7 protein-coding genes are annotated in these 18,618 nt (G+C 71.1%); 1 reads left to right on the plus strand and 6 read right to left on the minus strand.

Going from position 1 to position 18,618, the window contains the following annotated elements; all coding sequences use genetic code 11:
- Positions 1-24 precede the first annotated feature (24 nt).
- From J8M50_RS23050 to J8M50_RS23065, 4 genes are read right to left on the minus strand one after another with little or no spacing between them, the layout of a single operon-like run.
- Positions 25-459: a nuclear transport factor 2 family protein gene (locus tag J8M50_RS23050; RefSeq protein WP_010356033.1), complete on the minus strand. Its 435-nt coding sequence runs from the start codon at positions 457-459 to the stop codon at positions 25-27.
- A complete protein-coding gene (locus J8M50_RS23055; protein ID WP_010356032.1) occupies positions 456-10,751 on the minus strand; it encodes a type I polyketide synthase in 10,296 nt (3,431 codons plus the stop codon). Before J8M50_RS23055 ends, J8M50_RS23050 begins: the two co-directional genes overlap by 4 nt.
- 41 nt (positions 10,752-10,792) lie before the next feature.
- Positions 10,793-13,903 (minus strand): SDR family NAD(P)-dependent oxidoreductase, encoded by a 3,111-nt coding sequence (locus J8M50_RS23060; RefSeq protein WP_233450431.1) that lies wholly within the window; start codon positions 13,901-13,903, stop codon positions 10,793-10,795.
- Positions 13,806-15,563 carry a type I polyketide synthase gene (locus J8M50_RS23065; RefSeq protein WP_263303544.1) on the minus strand — a complete coding sequence of 586 codons (1,758 nt, stop codon included), beginning with the start codon at positions 15,561-15,563 and terminating at the stop codon, positions 13,806-13,808. The genes J8M50_RS23060 and J8M50_RS23065 overlap by 98 nt, the downstream gene beginning before the upstream one ends.
- Positions 15,564-15,740: 177 nt before the next feature.
- Between J8M50_RS23065 and J8M50_RS23070 the strand changes: the two genes are divergently transcribed.
- Entirely contained in the window at positions 15,741-16,961 is a 1,221-nt protein-coding gene (locus tag J8M50_RS23070; RefSeq protein WP_010356029.1) for a cytochrome P450, read from the plus strand.
- Between the two features lie 50 nt (positions 16,962-17,011).
- On the opposite strand, the gene J8M50_RS23075 is transcribed toward J8M50_RS23070, so the two are convergent.
- Positions 17,012-17,806 carry an AfsR/SARP family transcriptional regulator gene (locus tag J8M50_RS23075; RefSeq protein WP_010356027.1) on the minus strand — a complete coding sequence of 265 codons (795 nt, stop codon included), beginning with the start codon at positions 17,804-17,806 and terminating at the stop codon, positions 17,012-17,014.
- Positions 17,803-18,579: a thioesterase II family protein gene (locus tag J8M50_RS23080; protein ID WP_010356025.1), complete on the minus strand. Its 777-nt coding sequence runs from the start codon at positions 18,577-18,579 to the stop codon at positions 17,803-17,805. Before J8M50_RS23080 ends, J8M50_RS23075 begins: the two co-directional genes overlap by 4 nt.
- Positions 18,580-18,618 lie beyond the last annotated feature (39 nt).

The following is an 18,618-nucleotide window of genomic DNA, read 5'->3' on the forward strand; positions in this document are numbered from 1 at the left end:
AAGAGAGAGCGGTTCCGCGCCGGATCAGCCGAGGACCGCGAGATCGGATGTACCCCAGTACGACTTCAGGCTCGTGATCAGACCGGACCCGTCGATACGGATGAGCTGCATCGACGCCCGCCGCACCCGCGCCCGCTCCGGAACCCCGGGAACCGCCAGCCAGCCGCGCTCCGCATACAGCGCGCCGACCGGCAGATAGTCCATGACGGACGTCACCTGCATCAGCACGTGCAGCGCGTCCTGGCCGGCGACCGGCTCCGCCGCCTCCTCACGCACCCGCGCCGACAGCAGCAACGCGTAGTGCGCGCGCACGGCGTCGTGCCCGGCGACCGGCTCGGGGCCCACCGGATCCTCGACGACCGCGTCCGGCGCGTACAGCTCGACGATCGCGTCCAGATCCCCGGCGTTGACCCGCCGGTTGTACTCCAGGGCCCGCTTCTTACGGGCGACCTCGTTCATCGCTGACCCTCCACGGTCCGTCCGTTGCCGCTGTCCCTGCCGAGATCCCGGTCGACGAACGCGAGGATCTCCTCCGCCGACGCGTCCTGGATCCGCGCCGCCACCGCCGACCCGTCCGCCGCGCCCGACGGCACGTCCAGGCGGGCCAGCGTCGCGCGCAGCCGCCCGGCCAGCTCCAGCCGCGCGCCGCCGTCCCGCGACGACACCGCCAGCAGCGAGCCCTCCAGCCGCTCGAACTCCGCGAGCACACCGGCCAGCGGATCCACCGCGCGCGGCGCCAGCTCCGCACCGAGCCGCGCGGCCAGCGCCGCCGGGTCCGGATGGTCGAACACGAACGTCGCCGGCAGCTTCAGCCCCGTCGCCGCCGACAGCCGGTTGCGCAACTCCACCGCCGTCAACGAGTCGAAGCCCAGGTCACGCAGCCCCTGCGACGCGTTGACCGAGGCCGCCGCGTCGTGGCCGAGCACCGCCGCGACCTGCGTACACACCAGATCGAGCAGCATCCGCTCCCGCTCCGCCTCCGACGCCGTACCGAGCGCCTTCCGCAGCGCCGCCGCACCCGCCGAGACCCCGCCGCCCGCCTTCGTAGGCCGCACCAGGTCCCGCAGGAGCGCCGGTACAAGGCGGCTCCCCGCCTCCCGCCGCAGCCTGCCCAGGTCCAGCCGGACCGGCGCGAGCAGCGGAAGGCCGCTCGCCCACGCGGCGTCCAGCAGCGCCAGCCCCTCCTCGGCGCCGAGCCCCACGACACCCGCGCGGGCGTGCCGTGCCCGGTCGGCGTCCGTGAGCCGGCCCGACATGCCGTCCGGCAGATCCCAGTAACCCCAGGCGAGCGACACGGCGTGCGCGCCACCCGCGTACCGGTGGACGGCCAGCGCGTCCAGGAACGCGTTCGCGGCCGAGTAACTCCCCTGACCGGGACCGCCGAGCAGCCCCGCGACCGACGAATACAGGACGAACGCGGACAGGTCCATGTCCCGCGTCAGCTCGTGCAGATGCCACGCGGCCCGCGCCTTCACCCGCATGACCTCCTCGACCTGCTCGGCCGTGAGGTTCTGCACCACCGCGTCGCTCACCGTGCCCGCGCAGTGGAAGACGGCCGTCAGCGGATGCTCCGCGGGAACCGACGCCACCAGCGCCTCGGCGGCCTCCCGGTACCCCGGATCACAGGCCGCGAACGACACCCGCGCCCCGAGCGCCGACAACTCGGCCCCCAGCTCCAGCGCCCCCGGCGCGTCAGCACCCCGCCTGCTGCACAGCAGCAGATGCCGGGCGCCGTACCGGCTCACCAGATGCCGGGCCGTCAGGGCGCCCAACGCCCCCGTACCCCCGGTGATCAGCACGGTCCCCTCAGGATCGAACGGCACCGGCAGCACGAACACGGCGGACGGCGGAGCGACGGGAGCCTGCCGTACGTCCCACACCTCCACCGCCCCGGCGGCCCGCGCCCAGCTCCACCCCTCCGGCACCGGCGCCACCGCCCCGGCCCCGACGACCGCCACCGGCCCCACCACACCGAAGCCCCCCATCACCCGGTCACCCACAGCGATCCCACCGACCCCTGCACCGACCTCCGTCACCACACCGGCACCCGCGACACCGGCCGCCCGCACCGCGACCCGCACCTCACCCGCCGCCACCTCCCGCCCGCACTCGGGCGCGTCGACCACCCCCCACTGCCCGCCGGACCACTCCAGCCGCCACGACGACCCGACCGGCGCCACCAACCGCCCGGACGCGTCGTCCCGGACGAACCGAGGCACCAGCACCCGCCCCGCCCGCACCGCCAACTCCGGCTCCTCACAGGCGAGTACGCCCGGCAGAGCCGCCAACGAGTCCGCATCCTCATCCACGTCGACCAGCGTCAGCCGGCCCGGATTCTCGGCCTGAGCACTCCGCACCAACCCCCACAACGCGGCACCGGCCGGCTCCCCACCCCCCTCACCCGGCCGCGCGACCACCGCACCCCGCGTCACGACGACCAGCCGGCTCGCCGCGAACACCGGATCGTCGACCCACTCCTTGAGCACCCCCAACAACTCCACCACCGCCCCCGACGCACCTACCCCGGACGCCGCACACTCCACGACCACGACATCGGGCACGTCGTCCCGCAACCCGTCCAGGCTCCCGCACACCGGCACCCCGGCCAGCACCGACGAACCACCGGCCGCGACCACCCCGGCACGCACCGCACCACCGGAGATCTCCGCCTCCCGCCACACCGACCGGAACAACGCATCGCGCTCCGCACGAGCCCCCACGATCTGCCGCGCGGCCACCGGCCGCACCGTCAACGACTCCAACGCCAGCACCGGCACCCCCAGTTCGTCCACGGCCGACAACGCCAACCGGTCCGCCGCCACCCGCACCACCCGCACCCGCAGCCGCTCGGCCCCCGGCACGAACACCCGCAACCCGCTCCAGTCGAACGGCAACAACACATCACCCGACGCGGCGGACGACCCCACCGCATCCAGCACCACGGCATGCAACACGGAGTCGAACAACACCGGATGCACCTGATACCGGCCGGCCTCGCCCCCCTGCACCTCACCCAACGCCACCTCGGCGAACAAGTCGTCCCCGACCCGCCACACCCCCACGAGCCCCCGCGACGCGTCCCCGAACTCATAGCCGTACGACGAGAGTTCCCCGTACGGATCGTCCCCACCGACCGGCACGGCACCGGGCGGCGGCCAGACCCCGCCGAACTCCGGCTCCACGGCGTCCGTACCGGCCCGGGCGACGGCACCCGCGGCATGCCGGGTCCACGCGGGCTCACCGACGGGCCGCGCGTGCACGGCCACAGAGCGCCGACCGTCCTCCTCCGCGACGCCGACCACGACCTGGAGGTCGACCGCACCCTCGTCCCCGAAGACGAGCGGCGTGTGAAGCGTCAACTCCGACACCTCGTCGCAGCCGCTCCGCACAGCGGCCTGCAACGCCAGCTCCACGAACGCCGACCCCGGGAGCAACACCCGGTCCATGACCTGGTGTTCGGCCAGCCACGCCTGATCCCGCGCGGCGAGCCGGCCCGTCAGCAGCCGACTGTCCCCGTCGGCGAGCTCCACGACCGCGCCGAGCAGCGGATGCCCCGCCGGGACGAGCCCGAAGCCCGCAGGGTCACCGGCGACACCCCTGGGGCCGTCCAGCCAGTACCGCTGATGCTGGAACGCGTACGTCGGCAGGTCCACGACTCGCGGGGGCGGGACGGCGGGGAACCAGCGCCGCCAGTTGATGTCGGCGCCCGCGGTGAAGGCCTGGGCTGCGGCGAGGGTGAGTTGGTGGGTGGTGCCGTGGTCTCGGCGCAGGGTCGGGACGATGGTCCCGGTGTCGATGCTCTCCTCCATCGGCAGGACCAGGACCGGGTGGGGGCTGGCCTCGATGAAGAGGCGGTAGCCGTCTTGGTGGAGGATTTTGATGGTCTCGGCGAACCGGACCTGTTCGCGGAGGTTGGTGACCCAGTAGTCGGTGTCGAGGGTGGTGGTGTCGATACGGCTGGCGGTGACGGTGGAGTAGAAGGCGATGTCGGAGGGGGTGCCGGGGTGGACGTCGGAGAGCCGTTGGGTCAACTCCTCGCGGAGTTCGTCTATTTGGGCATGGTGGGAGGCGTAGCCGACGTCGATGAGGCGTGCCCTCAGTCCGCGTGCCTCGGCCTCCGCGATCACCGCTGCCACCTCGGCGGGCGTCCCTGAAATGACCGTCGAGGAGGCGCTGTTGACGGCGGCGATGGACACACCGGGCCTGTCACCGATCAGTTCGGTCGCCTGGGCGGCGCTGGTGCCGAGGGAGGCCATGTCTCCCCGGCCCTGCAACTGCCGGAGTGCGTCGCTGCGGACGGCGACGATCCTCGCCGCGTCCTGGAGCGACAGTGCTCCCGCAACGCAGGCCGCTGCTATCTCACCCTGCGAATGACCTACCACTGCGGCGGGCCGCACGCCGTGGTCCTCCCAGACGGCGGCAAGGGAGACCATCACCGCCCACAGGACCGGCTGTACGACGTCGACTCGCGTCAACTCGGAGGCGCTGCGCAGCACTTCGGTCAGTGACCAGTCGACGTGAGGCGCGAGAGCCCTCTCGCACTCCGCGATGCGTTCCGCGAACACGGGTGATTCGTCGAGGAGTTGAGCGCCCATTCCCACCCACTGCGACCCCTGGCCGGGGAACACCAGCACCGGCCCGGGACCGATGTCCCCGGCCACCCCCGACACCGTGTCCTCACCCACGATCACGGACCGGTGCTCGAACACCGACCGTGTTGTGACCAGCGACCACCCCACTTCGGTCGCCGAAGCCTCCAACTCGCCCAGCTGCCGCACCTGTTCACCGAGCGCCGCCTCACTCCGCGCGGAGACGACCCACGGCACCAGCTCAGGCTCCTTGGCCGAAGTAGCCTCCTCGGACGGCGGCGCCTCCTCCAGGATCACGTGTGCGTTCGTCCCCGAGATCCCGAACGCCGACACCCCGGCCCGGCGCGGACGTTCCCCGCGCGTCCACGGCACCGCCTCCGACAGGAGCTGCACCCCGCTGCCGTCCCACCGCACATGCGGGGTCGGCTCATCGATGTGCAGGGAACGCGGAAGCAACTCGTTCCGCATCGCCATCACCGTCTTGATGACCCCGGCGACCCCGGCCGACGCCTGCGCGTGCCCGATGTTCGACTTCACCGAACCCAGCCACAACGGCCGGTCGCCGGGCCGGTCCTGGCCGTACGTGGCCAGGAGGGCGTTCGCCTCGATCGGGTCGCCCAGCATCGTGCCGGTGCCGTGCGCCTCGACGGCGTCGACGTCCTCGCCGGAGAGCCGGGAGTTGGCGAGGGCCTGCCGGATCACCCGCTGCTGGGCCTGCCCGTTGGGCGCGGTGAGGCCGTTGCTCGTGCCGTCCTGGTTGATGGCCGAGCCCCGGATCAGCGCGAGGACGCGGTGGCCGTTGCGGCGTGCCTCGGAGAGCCGCTCCAGGACGACCAGCCCGACCCCCTCGGCCCAGCCCGTGCCGTCGGCCGCCGCGGCGAACGGCTTGCACCGGCCGTCCCGCGCCAGCCCCCGCTGGAGGGAGAACTCGATGAACGCGCCCGGCGTCGCCATCACCGTCGCCCCGCCCGCGAGCGCGAGCGAACACTCGCCCTGCCGCAGTGCGTGCGCCGCCTGATGGATTGCGACCAGCGACGACGAACACCCGGTGTCCAGCGTCATCGCCGGACCTTCGAGACCGAGTACGTACGACACCCGGCCGGACGCGACACAGCCGAGGTTGCCGGTGCCGATGTACCCCTCCACCTCGGTGGACTGCTCACCGACCAGCGCGAGGTAGTCGAAGATGGTCAGCCCCGCGAACACCCCCGTGTCACTCCCCTTGAGCGTCCCCCGGTCCAGCCCCGCGCGCTCGACCGCCTCCCAGGCGGTCTCCAGGAGCAGCCGTTGCTGGGGGTCCATGGCGACGGCCTCACGCGGACTGATCCCGAAGAACTCGGCGTCGAAGTCCCCCGCGTCGTACAGGAATCCGCCCTCGCGGACATAGCTGGTCCCCCGGCTCTCCGGATCCGGGTCGTACAGCTTCTCCAGGTCCCAGCCCCGGTCGTCGGGGAAGCCGCCCATGGCGTCCCGGCCGTCCGCGACCAGCTCCCACAGGTCCTCGGCGGAACGCACCCCGCCCGGATACCGGCAGGCCATTCCGATGATCGCGATCGGCTCGTCGTCCGCGACCGCGACGGCCGCACGCGCCACGTCCACGGCCGCCGCTTCCCCCGACAACTCGGCACGCAGCACGCCCGCGAGGGCGTCCGGCGTCGGATGGTCGAACACGACCGTCGTCGGCAACGTCAGACCGGTGCTCTTGTTGAGCCGGTTCCGCAGTTCGACCGCGGTCAACGAGTCGAACCCCAGCTCCTGGAACGGCTTCGAGGCGGGTACGGAGTCCACGTCCGCGTGCCCCAGCGTCGCCGCCGCCTGCTCCCGCACGTGCTGAAGCAGCAACTGCCGCTGCTGGACCGGGTTCGCCGAGGCCAACTCCCGCTGAAGCTCCTGCGACGAACCCGCCGCAGCACCGGACTCCTGCTCGGCGGGCGCGCTCTCCCGCCGGTTCTCCGGCAGATCCGCGAGCAGCGGACTGGGCCGCTGAGCGGTGAACGTCGGGGTGAACCGCGCCCAGTCGAAGTCCGCGACGGTCAGGGTGGGTTCCCCCGAACTGATCGCCTGATGCAGCGCCTTGACGCACAACTCCGCCGCGAGCGGCTGCAACCCGAACCGGGAGAAGAACGTCAGCGTCGCCTGATCGGCGGCCATCCCGGCATCGGCCCACGGCCCCCACGCCACGGACGTCGCGGGCAGCCCCAGCGCATGCCGGTGCTCGGCGAGCGCGTCGAGGAAATGATTGGCGGCACCGTACGCCGCCTGCTGCCCACTGCCCCACACAGCCGCCCCCGACGAGAACATCACGAACGCCGAAAGGTTCAACTCCCGCGTCAGCTCATGGAGATGAAGCGCGGCAAGCGCCTTCGGCCGCAGCACCTCGTCCAGAGCCGCGCCCGACAACTCGGCGATCCCGATGTAGTTCGGCACGCCCGCCGCGTGGATGATCGCGGTGGGCGGGTGGGTGTCGATGAGGTCGCGGAGTTGGTCGCGGTCGCTGACGTCGCAGGCGGTTACGGTGACGTGGGTGCCCAAGTCGGTGAGTTCGGTGGTGAGTTGGTGGGCGCCGGGGGCGTCGGGGCCTCGCCTGCTGATGAGGTGGAGGTGGGGTGCGCCTTGGTGGGCGAGCCAGCGGGCCAGCACGGCGCCGATGCCGCCCGTGCCACCGGTGATCAGGACGGTGCCCTCGGGCCGCCAACTCGGCGCGGTGCCACGGTCGGCCGGTGCGTGGACGAGCCGCCGGGCGTACGTCCCGGTCGGGCGCAGGGCGATCTGGTCCTCGTCCTGGCGCAGGAGTGCGGCGGCGAGGCGGGGGAGTGTCTGGTGGTCGACCCGCGCAGGGAGGTCGACGAGGCCGGCCCACAGGCGGGGGTACTCCAGGGCGGCGACTCGGCCAAATCCCCAGACCTGGGCCTGGATCGGGTTCGTGAGGGTGTCGCCGACGGCGCCCTGGGTGATGGTGTGGAGGGGGGTCTCTGTGGCGGCGAGTACCTGGATGAGGGCGGTGGTCGCGGCGAGCCCGGCGGGTACGGCTGGATGGTCGGGGTGCGGGTCCTCGTCCAGGGCGAGCAGGTTGACGATTCCGGTGAGGCCGGAGGTGTCCAGCTCCGGTGGCTCGCTGGACCGGGTGTCGATCAGGTGCTGCCGGACTTCGGCGCCGTGTGCGGTCAGGGCCTGTGCGGTCGCTCGGACGGCGAGGTGGTCCGGGTGCGTGGTGGGGGCCAGCAGGAGCCAGGTGCCGGTGACGTGCGGTGCTGTTGTGTCGGGGAGGCGTTTCCATGTGATGCGGTAGCGCCAGGAGTTGAGGGTGGTCCGCTCTCGGTGGCGGCGGCGCCAGGCGGAGAGGACGGGCAGGGCCGGTTCCAGCACGCCGACTGTCTCCGGCCGGCCTTCGATCTCCAGGCTGCCGGTGAGGGCCTCGATGTCCAAGTCCTCGATGGCTTGCCAGACTTGGGCTTCTATGGGGTCGGCGGAGGTGGTGGTGAAGGGGGGTGCGGATGGGGGTTTGAGCCAGTAGTGGTGGTGTTGGAAGGGGTAGGTGGGGAGGTCGATGGGGTGGGGCGGGGTGGGGAACCAGTGGTGCCAGTTGATGTCGGCGCCAGCTACGAATGCCTGGGCTGCGGCGAGGGTGAGTTGTTCCGTACCCCCGTGGTCTCGGCGGAGGGTCGGGACGACGGTCCCGGTCTCGATGGTCTCCTCCATCGGCAGGACCAGGACCGGGTGGGGGCTGGCCTCGATGAACAGGCGGTAGCCGTCGGCCTGGAGAGCTTCGATGGTCTCGGCGAAGCGGACTTGTTCGCGGAGGTTGGTGACCCAGTAGCCGGTGTCGAGAGTGGCCGTGTCGATACGGCTTGCGGTGACGGTGGAGTAGAAGGCGACGTCGGAGACCGCACCCGGGTGGACTCCGGAGAGCCGTTCCTCCAACTCCTCGCGGAGTTCGTCAATTTGAGCATGATGGGAGGCGTAGCCGACGTCGATGAGGCGTGCCCTCAGTCCGCGCGCCTCAGCCTCGGACACCACCGCCGCTACCTCGCCGGGCGGCCCTGAAATCACCGTCGAGGAGGCGCTGTTGACGACGGCGACGGACACGCCGGGCCTGTCGCCGATCAGTTCGGCCGCCTGGTCGGTGCCGACGCCGAGGGAGGCCATGTCACCCCGGCCCTGCAACTGCCGGAGCGCATCACTACGAACGGCAACGATCCTCGCCGCGTCCTGGAGCGACAGCACCCCCGCAATGCAGGCTGCTGCTATCTCACCCTGTGAATGCCCAATCACTGCGGCAGGACGAACACCGTAACCCTCCCAAACGGCGGCGAGGGAAACCATCACCGCCCACAGCACCGGCTGCACGACGTCGACACGGTCCAACTCCCCGCCGCCCCGCAACACTTCAGCCAACGACCACCCCACATGAGGCGCAAGAGCCTGCTCACACTCCGCGATCCGCGCCGCGAACACCGGCGACTCGTCCAGGAGTTGCGCACCCATCCCCACCCACTGCGACCCCTGCCCCGGAAACACCAGCACCGGCCCGGGCCCAATGTCCCCGGCCACCCCCGACACCACGTCCCCACCCACGACCACCGCCCGGTGCTCGAACACCGACCGCGTCGCAACCAACGACCACCCCACCTCCACCGCCGACGCCTCCAACTCCCCCACCCGCCGCACCTGTTCCTCCAACGCCCCCGAACTCCGCGCCGACACCACCCACGGCACCTCACCACCCGACACCCCGGCCCCCTCAGCCGAAGGCGCATCCACAACCCCCGACGCCCCCTCAACCCCCGGCGCCTCCTCCAAAATCAGATGCGCATTAGTCCCCGAGATCCCAAACGCCGACACCCCCGCCCGCCGAACCCGCTCCCCCCGAGACCACCCCACCCCCTCACCCAGCAACCGCACCCCACCCAACTCCCACTGCACATGCGGCGTAGGCGCATCGATATGCAACGAAGCAGGCAACTCCCCATACCGCAGCGCCTGGACCATCTTGATGACCCCGGCGACCCCCGCCGCCGCCTGCGTATGCCCGATGTTCGACTTCACCGACCCGAGCCACAACGCCCGCTCCGCAGCCCGCCCTTGCCCATAAACAGCAAGCAACGCCCCCGCCTCGATGGGGTCACCAAGAACAGTCCCCGTCCCATGCGCCTCGACAACATCGACGTCCTCGGGAGACAGCCGCGCATCAGCCAACGCCGCCCGGATGACCCGCTCCTGCGACGGCCCGTTCGGCGCCGTGAGCCCGTTGCTCGTCCCGTCCTGGTTGACGGCGGACCCCCGCAGCACGGCAAGGACCCGATGCCCATGGCGCTGTGCCTCGGAGAGGAGTTCGAGGACGACCACCCCGGAACCCTCACCCCACCCGGTCCCGTCGGCGGCTGCGGCGAACGGCTTGCACCGCCCGTCGGGCGCCAGCCCCCGCTGCCGGGAGAACTCGGTGAACGGCCCGGCCGTGGCCATGACGGTCGCGCCCCCGGCCAGCGCGAGGGAGCACTCGCCCCGCCGCAGCGCCTGCGCCGCCAGGTGGATCGCCACGAGAGACGACGAGCAGGCCGTGTCGACCGTCACCGCAGGACCTTCGAGCCCCAGCGTGTAGGAGATCCGCCCCGACACGACGCTGCCGAGGTTGCCGGTCCCGATGTACCCCTCCACCTCGCTGGCGGTCTCGTTGAGCAGCATCTGGTAGTCGTGCGCGCTCACCCCCGTGAAGACGCCCGTGTCGCTGCCCTGGAGGGACTTCGGGTCGAGACCGGCGTGTTCGACGGCCTCCCAGGCGGTCTCCAGGAGTAGCCGTTGCTGGGGGTCCATGGCGACGGCCTCGCGGGGGCTGATGCCGAAGAACTCGGCGTCGAAGCCGCCCGCGTCGTACAGGAAGGCGCCGTCGCGGACATAGCTGGTGCCCGGGTGTTCGGGGTCCGGGTGGTAGAGGGACTCCAGGTCCCAGCCCCGGTTGTCGGGGAACGCCGAGACCGCGTCGCCCCCGTTGCGCACCAGGCGCCACAGCTCCTCGGCGGAACCGGCGCCGCCGGGGTAGCGGCAGCCCATGCCCACGATGGCGACCGGCTCGGTCGATTCCTTGTCGTGGAGTCGGCGACGGGTCTCGCGGAGTTCCGCGGTGACCCACTTGAGGTGATCGAGAAGCTTCTCCTCGTTCGACATCCGACCCCGCTCCTTGAGGCTGCTTGGTGGTGGAAAAGTGCTCAGGACTTCCCGAACTCGCTGGAGATGAGGTCGAAGATGTCGTCCGCGCTCGCCTTCTCCAGGTCGTCGTGGCCGCCGTTCTCGGACCCGTCTGCTGCGGGGCTCCACTTCGAGACGAGCGCCCGCAACCGGCCCACGACCCGCCGCCGGGCCGCCTCGTCCAACCCGGCCGCGTCGTACGCCGTGGCCCACTTGTCGAGCGCGGTGAGCACCTGCCCCTCACCGGCCTCGCCCTCCACGCCGAGCTGCTCGCGCAGATACGTCGCGAGCGCCTCGGACGTCGGATGGTCGAAGACGACCGTGGGCGGCAGCGCCAGCCCGGTCGCGGAGTTGAGCTGGTTGCGCAACTGCACGGCGGTCAGCGAATCGAACCCCAGCTCCTGGAACGGCTTGACCGCGGGCACCTCCTCCACCGCCCGCCCGAGCGTCGCCGCCGCGTACGCCCGCACCTGCCGCACCAGGAAGTCCTGCCGCTGAGCCGCAGGCGTCTTCTCCAACTCGGCCCGGAACGCGCTGAGTTCGGCATCGGACCCGCCCCCCTCGGCCGCCCGCCGGTTCTCCGGCAGATCGGCGAGGAAGGGACTGGGCCGCTGCGCGGTGAACGTCGGGGTGAACCGCGCCCAGTCGAAGTCGGCGACGGTCAGCGTGGGCCGCCCCGAACTGATCGCCTGATGCAGCGCCTTGACGCACAACTCCGAACCGAGCGGCAACAGCCCGAACCGCTTGAAGTACGCCAACGACTCCTCACCCGCCGACATCCCGGCCTCCGCCCAAGGCCCCCACGCGACAGAAGTGGCCGCCAGCCCCTGCGCACGCCGATGCTCGGCGAGCGCGTCGAGGAAATGATTGGCGGCACCGTACGCCCCCTGCTGCCCACTGCCCCACACAGCAGCCCCCGACGAGAACATCACGAACGCCGAGAGATCCAGCCCCCGAGTCAACTCATGCAGATTCCAGGCCGCATGAGCTTTCGCCCCGAGCACGCCCCCCAGATGCGCGGCCGTCAACTCCCCGATGGGAGTGAGATCAGCGGCCCCGGCGGCGTGGATGATCGCGGTGGGTGGGTGGGTGTCGATGAGGTCGCGGAGTTGTTGGCGGTTGCTGACGTCGCAGGCGGTTACGGTGACGTGGGTGCCCAAGTCGGTGAGTTCGGTGGTGAGTTGGTGGGCGCCGGGGGCGTCGGGGCCTCGCCTGCTGGTGAGGTGGAGGTGGGGTGCGCCTTGGTGGGCGAGCCAGCGGGCCAGCACGGCGCCGATGCCGCCCGTGCCACCGGTGATGAGAGTCGTGCCCTCGGGCCGCCAACTCGCCTCGATCCCAACCGGGTCGGCGTGAGCGAGCCGGCGTACGTGGACACCGTCGGAGCGGACCGCGATCTGGTCCTCGTCCTGCGGCGACAGAGCGGCGGCGAGCCGGGGCAACGTCCGGTGGTCGATCCGTGCCGGCAGATCCACGAGCCCACCCCACAGGCGCGGATACTCCAACGCGGCAACCCGCCCGAGCCCCCAGACCTGAGCCTGCACGGGGCGACCGAGCGGATCGGCGGCACTCGTCGAGACGGCACCCTGGGTGACGGTGTACAGGGGGACGCCCGTATCGCCGAGCGCCTGGACGAGAGCGATGGTCGCGGCGAGCCCGGAGGGTACGGCTGGATGGTCGGGGTGCGGATCCTCGTCCAGGGCAAGCAGGTTGACGATCCCGGCGAGCCCGTCTGTCCGCACCGGCGCGAGATCCGTACGAGGCTCGACGGAGCAGAGCCGTACGTCGGCCGCGCCGTGTTTCGTCAACGCGTCGAAGACAGCCTGCACCGCCGGGTGCTCGGCCTGCCCGGCGGACACGAACAGCAGCCAGTCACCGCCGAGTTCGGGCGAACCGCTGTCCGGGACGTGCGTCCACGTCACGTGGTAGCGCCACGAGTCGATGGTCGCCTGCTCCTGATGCCGACGACGCCAGCTCCCGAGCACGGGCAACGCGGGTGCCAGAGCCTGGACGGCTTCCTCACTGCCTTCCTCGGGTCCCAGGGTCTGAGAGAGCAGTCCGAGATCCCGCTCCTCGACAGCGCGCCACAACTGAGCTTCGGAGGCGGTGGGTTGGGCGCCGGGGGTTGGTGGGTGGGGGCGGGTGCGCTTGAGCCAGTAGTGGTGGTGTTGAAAGGGGTAGGTGGGGAGGTCGATGGGGTGTTGTGGTGTGGGGAACCAGCGTCGCCAGTTGATGTCGGCGCCTGCGGTGAAGGCCTGGGCTGCGGCGAGGGTGAGTTGTTTCGTACCCCCTTGATCGCGGCGGAGGGTCGGGACGACGGTCCCGGCCTCGATGGTCTCCTCCATCGGCAGGACCAGGACCGGGTGGGGGCTGGCCTCGATGAACAGGTGGTAGCCGTCGGCCTGGAGCGCCTCCAGCGTCTCGGCGAAACGCACCTGTTCACGGAGGTTGGTCACCCAGTACTCCGCAGTCAGAGCATCGGTGTCGATACGGCCTGCGGTGACGGTCGAGTAGAACGCCACGTCGGAGACCGCGACCGGGCGGACGCCGGAGAGCCGTTCCTCCAACTGTCCTGCGAGTTCGTCTATTTGAGCATTGTGAGAGGCGTAGCCGACGTCGATGAGGCGTGCCCTCAGTCCGCGCGCCTCAGCCTCGGACACCACCGCCGCCACCTCGGCGGGCGGCCCCGAGATCACCGTCGAGGAGGCACTGTTGACGACGGCGACGGACACGCCGGGCCGCTCGTCGCCGATGAGCGCACGCACCTCGTCCGGGCCGGTGCCGATCGAGGCCATGTCTCCCCGGCCCTGGAGCTGCCGGAGCGCATCACTGCGGACGGCGACGATCCTCGCCGCGTCCTGGAGCGACAGCACCCCCGCAACACAGGCGGCTGCTATCTCACCCTGTGAATGCCCAATCACTGCGGCAGGACGAACGCCATAACCCTCCCAGACGGCGGCAAGGGAGACCATCACCGCCCAGAGGACCGGCTGAACCACATCGACGCGGTCCAACTCCCTGCCGTCCCGCAGCACTTCAGTCAGCGACCAGCCCACATGAGGCGCAAGGGCCTGCTCGCACTCCGCGATCCGATCTGCGAACACCGGCGACTCGTCCAGGAGTTGGGCCCCCATCCCCACCCACTGCGACCCCTGCCCGGGAAACACCAGCACCGGCCCGGGGCCAATGTCCCCGGCCACCCCCGACACCATGTCCCCGTCCACGATCACGGCCCGGTGCTCGAACACCGACCGCGCCGTAACCAGCGACCACCCCACTTCGACCGCCGAAGCCTCCAACTCCCCCACCCGCCGCACCTGCACCCAACGCCCCCGAACTCCGCGCCGACACCACCCACGGCACCACCCCCGACACCTCACCACCCGACACCCCCGCCCCCTCAACCGAAGGCGCCTCCTCAAGAATCAGATGCGCATTAGTCCCCGAGAACCCGAACGACGACACCCCAGCCCGTCGAACCCGCTCCCCACGCCCCCACTCCACCCCCTCCGTGAGCAACCGCACCCCACTCCCGTCCCACTCCACATGCCCCGAAGGCACCCCGACATGGAGGATCGGCGGCAGCACCTCGTGCTGAAGCGCCAGCACCGTCTTGATCACCCCGGCAACCCCCGCCGCGATCTGCGTATGCCCGATGTTGGACTTCACGGCACCGACCCACAGGGGCCGTTCGGCAGGCCGCCCCCGTCCGTAGGCGGCGATGAGAGCCCCCGCCTCGATGGGGTCGCCGAGGACGGTCCCGGTGCCGTGTGCCTCGACGGCGTCGATGTCCTCGGGAGACAGCCCGGCATCGGCCAGCGCCGCCCGGATGACGCGTTCCTGGGAGGGCCCGTTGGGTGCGGTGAGCCCGTTCGAGGCGCCGTCCTGGTTCACCGCCGATCCCCGGATCACGGCGAGGACGTCGTGCCCGTTGCGCCGGGCGTCGGAGAGGCGTTCGAGGAGGAGTACGCCGGTTCCCTCGGCCATCCCCATGCCGTCGCTGTGCGCGGAGAACGGTTTGCACCGTCCGTCGGGTGCGAGGCCGCGCAGTTCGCTGAAGCCGATCAGCGGCGCGGGTGTGGCCATGACGTACGTGCCGCCCGCGAGGGCCAGCGCGCATTCCTCGGTGCGCAGCGACCGTACGGCGAGGTGAAGGGAGACGAGCGAGGACGAGCACGCGGTGTCGACCGTGACCGCCGGGCCTTCGAGGCCGAGGGTGTAGGCGACGCGTCCGGAGGTGACGCTGCCGGAGTTGCCGATGGTGAGGTAGCCGGTCGTGCCGTCGGGGACCTCGACGTCGCCGAACGCGTAGTCGAGGCCGTCGCAGCCGATGAAGGTGCTCGTGTCGCTGCCGCGCAGGGTCAGCGGGTCGATGCCGGCGCGTTCGATGGCCTCCCACGCCGTCTCCAGGGCGAGCCGCTGCTGGGGGGCCATGGTGAGGGCCTCGCTGGGGCCGATGCCGAAGAACGCCGCGTCGAAGCCGCCGACGTCCTGGACGAAGCCGCCTTCACGGACGTAGCTGGTGCCGGTGGACTCGGGGTCGGGGTCGTAGAGCGCGTCGAGGTCCCAGTCGCGGTCGCCGGGCAGGGGAGTGACGGCGTCCCCGCCCGTGGCGACCAGGTCCCACAGGTCCTCGGGGGAGCGGATGCCGCCCGGCAGTCGGCAGGCCATGCCGATGACCGCGATCGGCTCGTGGCCCGCCGCTTCGAGGTCGTGCAGCCGGTGTTCCGTACGCCGCAGGTCGGCTGTGACCCGCTTGAGGTACTCCAGGAGCTTCTCTTCGGTGTGCGCCATCCCGATCCTCTGCTCAGGGCAGGTGGGGCCTGTCTGACGGCAGAGTTGTCGACGCCGCTAAAGCGCCTCTAAGACTCGTAAAACCCGGCTGTCGTCCGGCGCGCGGTGTCTTAGCGGCGCTTAAGCGGTCGGTGTGAGGGTGCGGTGGTCGGTTCGGACGATGGGAGACGAGACGCGATGTCCCTCACGGAGAGCACGTCGGCGGCCACGGTGCCCGACCTGGTCGACCCCTCGTTCTGGGCCCGGCCCTACGACGAACGCGTGGCGCTGTTCGAGGAGTTGCGGGCGCTGCCGCAGCCGGCGTTCGTCCGGCAGCAGTTGCCCGGGGTGCCGTGGGCGCTCGGCTACCGGGCGCTGGTGAAGTACGCCGACATCGTCGAGGTGAGCCGACGCCCGCAGGACTTCTCCTCGCAGGGTGCGACCAGCATCGTGGGGATGCCGCCGGAGCTGGACGAGTACTACGGCTCGATGATCAACATGGACAATCCGGAGCACGCCCGGCTCCGGCGTATCGTCTCCGCCTCCTTCGGCCGCGCGACGGTCCCCGAACTGGAGGCGCGGGCCACCCGGATCGCCCGCGGCATCATCCGTGACCTGGTGGAGCGCGGGCCGGGTGACTTCGTACGGCCCGTCGCCGCGGAGATGCCGATCGCCGTGCTCGGCGACATGATGGGCCTGCCCGAGGAGGACCACGACCTCCTCTTCGACCTGTCCAACAAGATCGTGGAACCCGCCGGCGGGGAAGCGGTCGTCGAGGCGTCGCGCCGGCTGGGCGACTACATCGCCCAGCTCCGTGAGGACCGGCTCGCCCACCCGCGCGCCGACGTGATCACGAAGCTGGTGCGGGTGCAGGCGGACGGCGAGTACCTGAACCGGCAGGAACTCGTGTCGTTCTTCATCCTGCTCGTCATCGCCGGCATGGAGACCACCCGCAACGCGATCTCGCACGCGCTGGTCCTGCTGACCGAGCACCCTGAGCAACGGCGGCTGCTCCTCGCGGACTTCGACCGGTACGCGAAGGGAGCGGTGGAGGAGGTCCTCAGGGTCTCCACGCCCATCAACTGGATGCGGCGGGTCGCGGCCCGGGACTGCGAGATGAACGGGCACCGGTTCCGCAAGGGCGACCGGCTCTTCCTGTTCTACTGGTCGGCGAACCGGGACGCGAGCGTCTTCCCCGACCCGTACCGCTTCGACATCACGCGCGGATCGAACGCGCACCTGACGTTCGGCGCGGTCGGCCCGCACGTCTGTCTCGGCGCCCACCTCGCCCGGCTGGAGATCACGGTGCTGTACCGGGAACTGCTCGCCGCGCTGCCGGAGATCCGCGCCGTGGGGCAGCCGCACCGCCTGGACTCCAGCTTCATCGAGGGCATCAAGCAGGTCAGGTGCGCGTTCTGAGCGTGCCGCGGCTCCGCACACCGCGCGGCGCGTGATGTGCGGAGCCGCGGTCAGCGACCGGACACGACCGGCGTCGCCATGAGGCGCCGGTCTCCGGCGAGGATGGCGCGCTGGAGGTCCTGGAGCGGGCGTCCTGGCTCCAGGCCCAGTTCGTCGTTGAGGGTCTTGCGGACCGACTGGTAGACCTTGAGGGCGTCGGCCTGCCGCTCGGAGCGGTAGAGGGCCAGCATGAGCTGGCGGTAGAACGATTCACGCATGGGGTTCTCGGCGGTGAGGGCGTAGAGCATGCCCACGGCCTCGCGGTGGCGGCCGAGCCGGAGCCGGCATTCGGCGAGCATCTCCTGGCACTCCAGCCGGACTTCGGCCAGCCAGGTGGTGAACCCGTCGATGATGGGGCCGTTGGCCGCGGGTCCGCTGCCGCCGTGCCCGAGGGCCGGTCCGCGCCACAGGCCGAGCGCCGTCTCGAACTGGGCGGCGGCCCGGTCGAGGCGTTCCTCCCGGAGCAACGACCTTCCTCTGTCGACGAGTTGAGGGAAGAGGTGGGCGTCGATCTCGTCGTGCCCCGTGCGCAGGACGTAGCCCGGCGCGCGGGTCTCGACGTGACTGTCTCCGCTGCACCGGGACCGGAGGAGCTTGCGGAGCTGGGAGATGTACACGTGCAGTCCGGCGGTGGCGCGCCGGGGCAGGTCCTCGCCCCACAGCTCCAGCATGAGCTGGTCCAGGGAGACGACCTGGTCGGCTCTGATGAGGAGGACGGAGAGCACGATCTCGACCTTGCGCGCGTTGATCGTGGAGTACTTGTTGTCGTCGACGATGCGGAGGGGGCCCAGGATCTCGTACCTCACTGGCGGCTCCCCCTCACGGCTTCGGAACGGGTGAGGGCCTTCGCGACGATGTCGGTCACCTCGTGGCGGCGGCTGTCGAGGTAGAAGTGGCCGCCGGGCAGGACCCTGAGGTCGAAGGGTCCCGTGGTGTGCTCGCGCCAGGCGGCGACGTCGTCGCGGGGGGCCTGGGGGTCGCTGTCGCCGACGAGGGCGGTGACCGGGCAGCGGAGCGGTGGTGAGGGGGTCCACCGATACGTCTCGGTCGCCCGGTAGTCGTTGCGGACGATCGGGAGGATGTCGGCGAGGAGTTCCTCGTCGTCGAGGAAGACCGGGTTGGTGCCGCCGGCGCGGCGGAGTTCGGCGGCGAGGCCGGTGTCGTCGAGGAGGTGGACGGTGCCGGGGTGGAAGCGGGACGGTGCGCGGCGTCCGGACACGAAGAGCCGGTCGGGTGCGGGGATCCGGTGGGCGACCTCGAAGGCGAGGGCGGCGCCCATGCTGTGTCCGAAGAGGGCGAGCGGACGGTCGAGGTAGGGGGCGAGCGCGGTGGTGACGCGGTCGGCGAGTTCGGGGACGTTGTCGATGAGGGGCTCTCTGCGCCGGTCCTGTCGTCCGGGGTACTGGACGGCGAGGATTTCCGTCGCGGGGGTGAGCGCGGGGGACTGTGCGAAGGCGTGGTAATAGCTGGCGGAACCGCCGGCGTGGGGGAAACAGACCAGGCGTACCTCGGGTTCCGGGTGCGGCCGGAAGCGTCGTATCCATAGGTCCGGGAGATCTTTTGGCGAGGGGGCAGGCAAGACTATTCCCTTCTCCGGATAAGTGACAAGGGAACCGCC

Origin of the sequence: Streptomyces acidiscabies (genome assembly GCF_020010905.1) — a bacterium.
GTDB lineage: Bacteria > Actinomycetota > Actinomycetes > Streptomycetales > Streptomycetaceae > Streptomyces > Streptomyces acidiscabies.

Bases quoted from the DNA above. Each gene is read 5' to 3' on its own strand.
- J8M50_RS23050 (WP_010356033.1), bottom strand. From the start codon at position 459: ATGAACGAGGTCGCCCGTAAGAAGCGGGCCCTGGAGTACAACCGGCGG.
- J8M50_RS23055 (WP_010356032.1), bottom strand. From the start codon at position 10,751: ATGTCGAACGAGGAGAAGCTTCTCGATCACCTCAAGTGGGTCACCGCG.
- J8M50_RS23060 (WP_233450431.1), bottom strand. From the start codon at position 13,903: ATGGGGGCCCAACTCCTGGACGAGTCGCCGGTGTTCGCAGATCGGATC.
- J8M50_RS23065 (WP_263303544.1), bottom strand. From the start codon at position 15,563: ATGGCGCACACCGAAGAGAAGCTCCTGGAGTACCTCAAGCGGGTCACA.
- J8M50_RS23070 (WP_010356029.1), top strand. From the start codon at position 15,741: ATGTCCCTCACGGAGAGCACGTCGGCGGCCACGGTGCCCGACCTGGTC.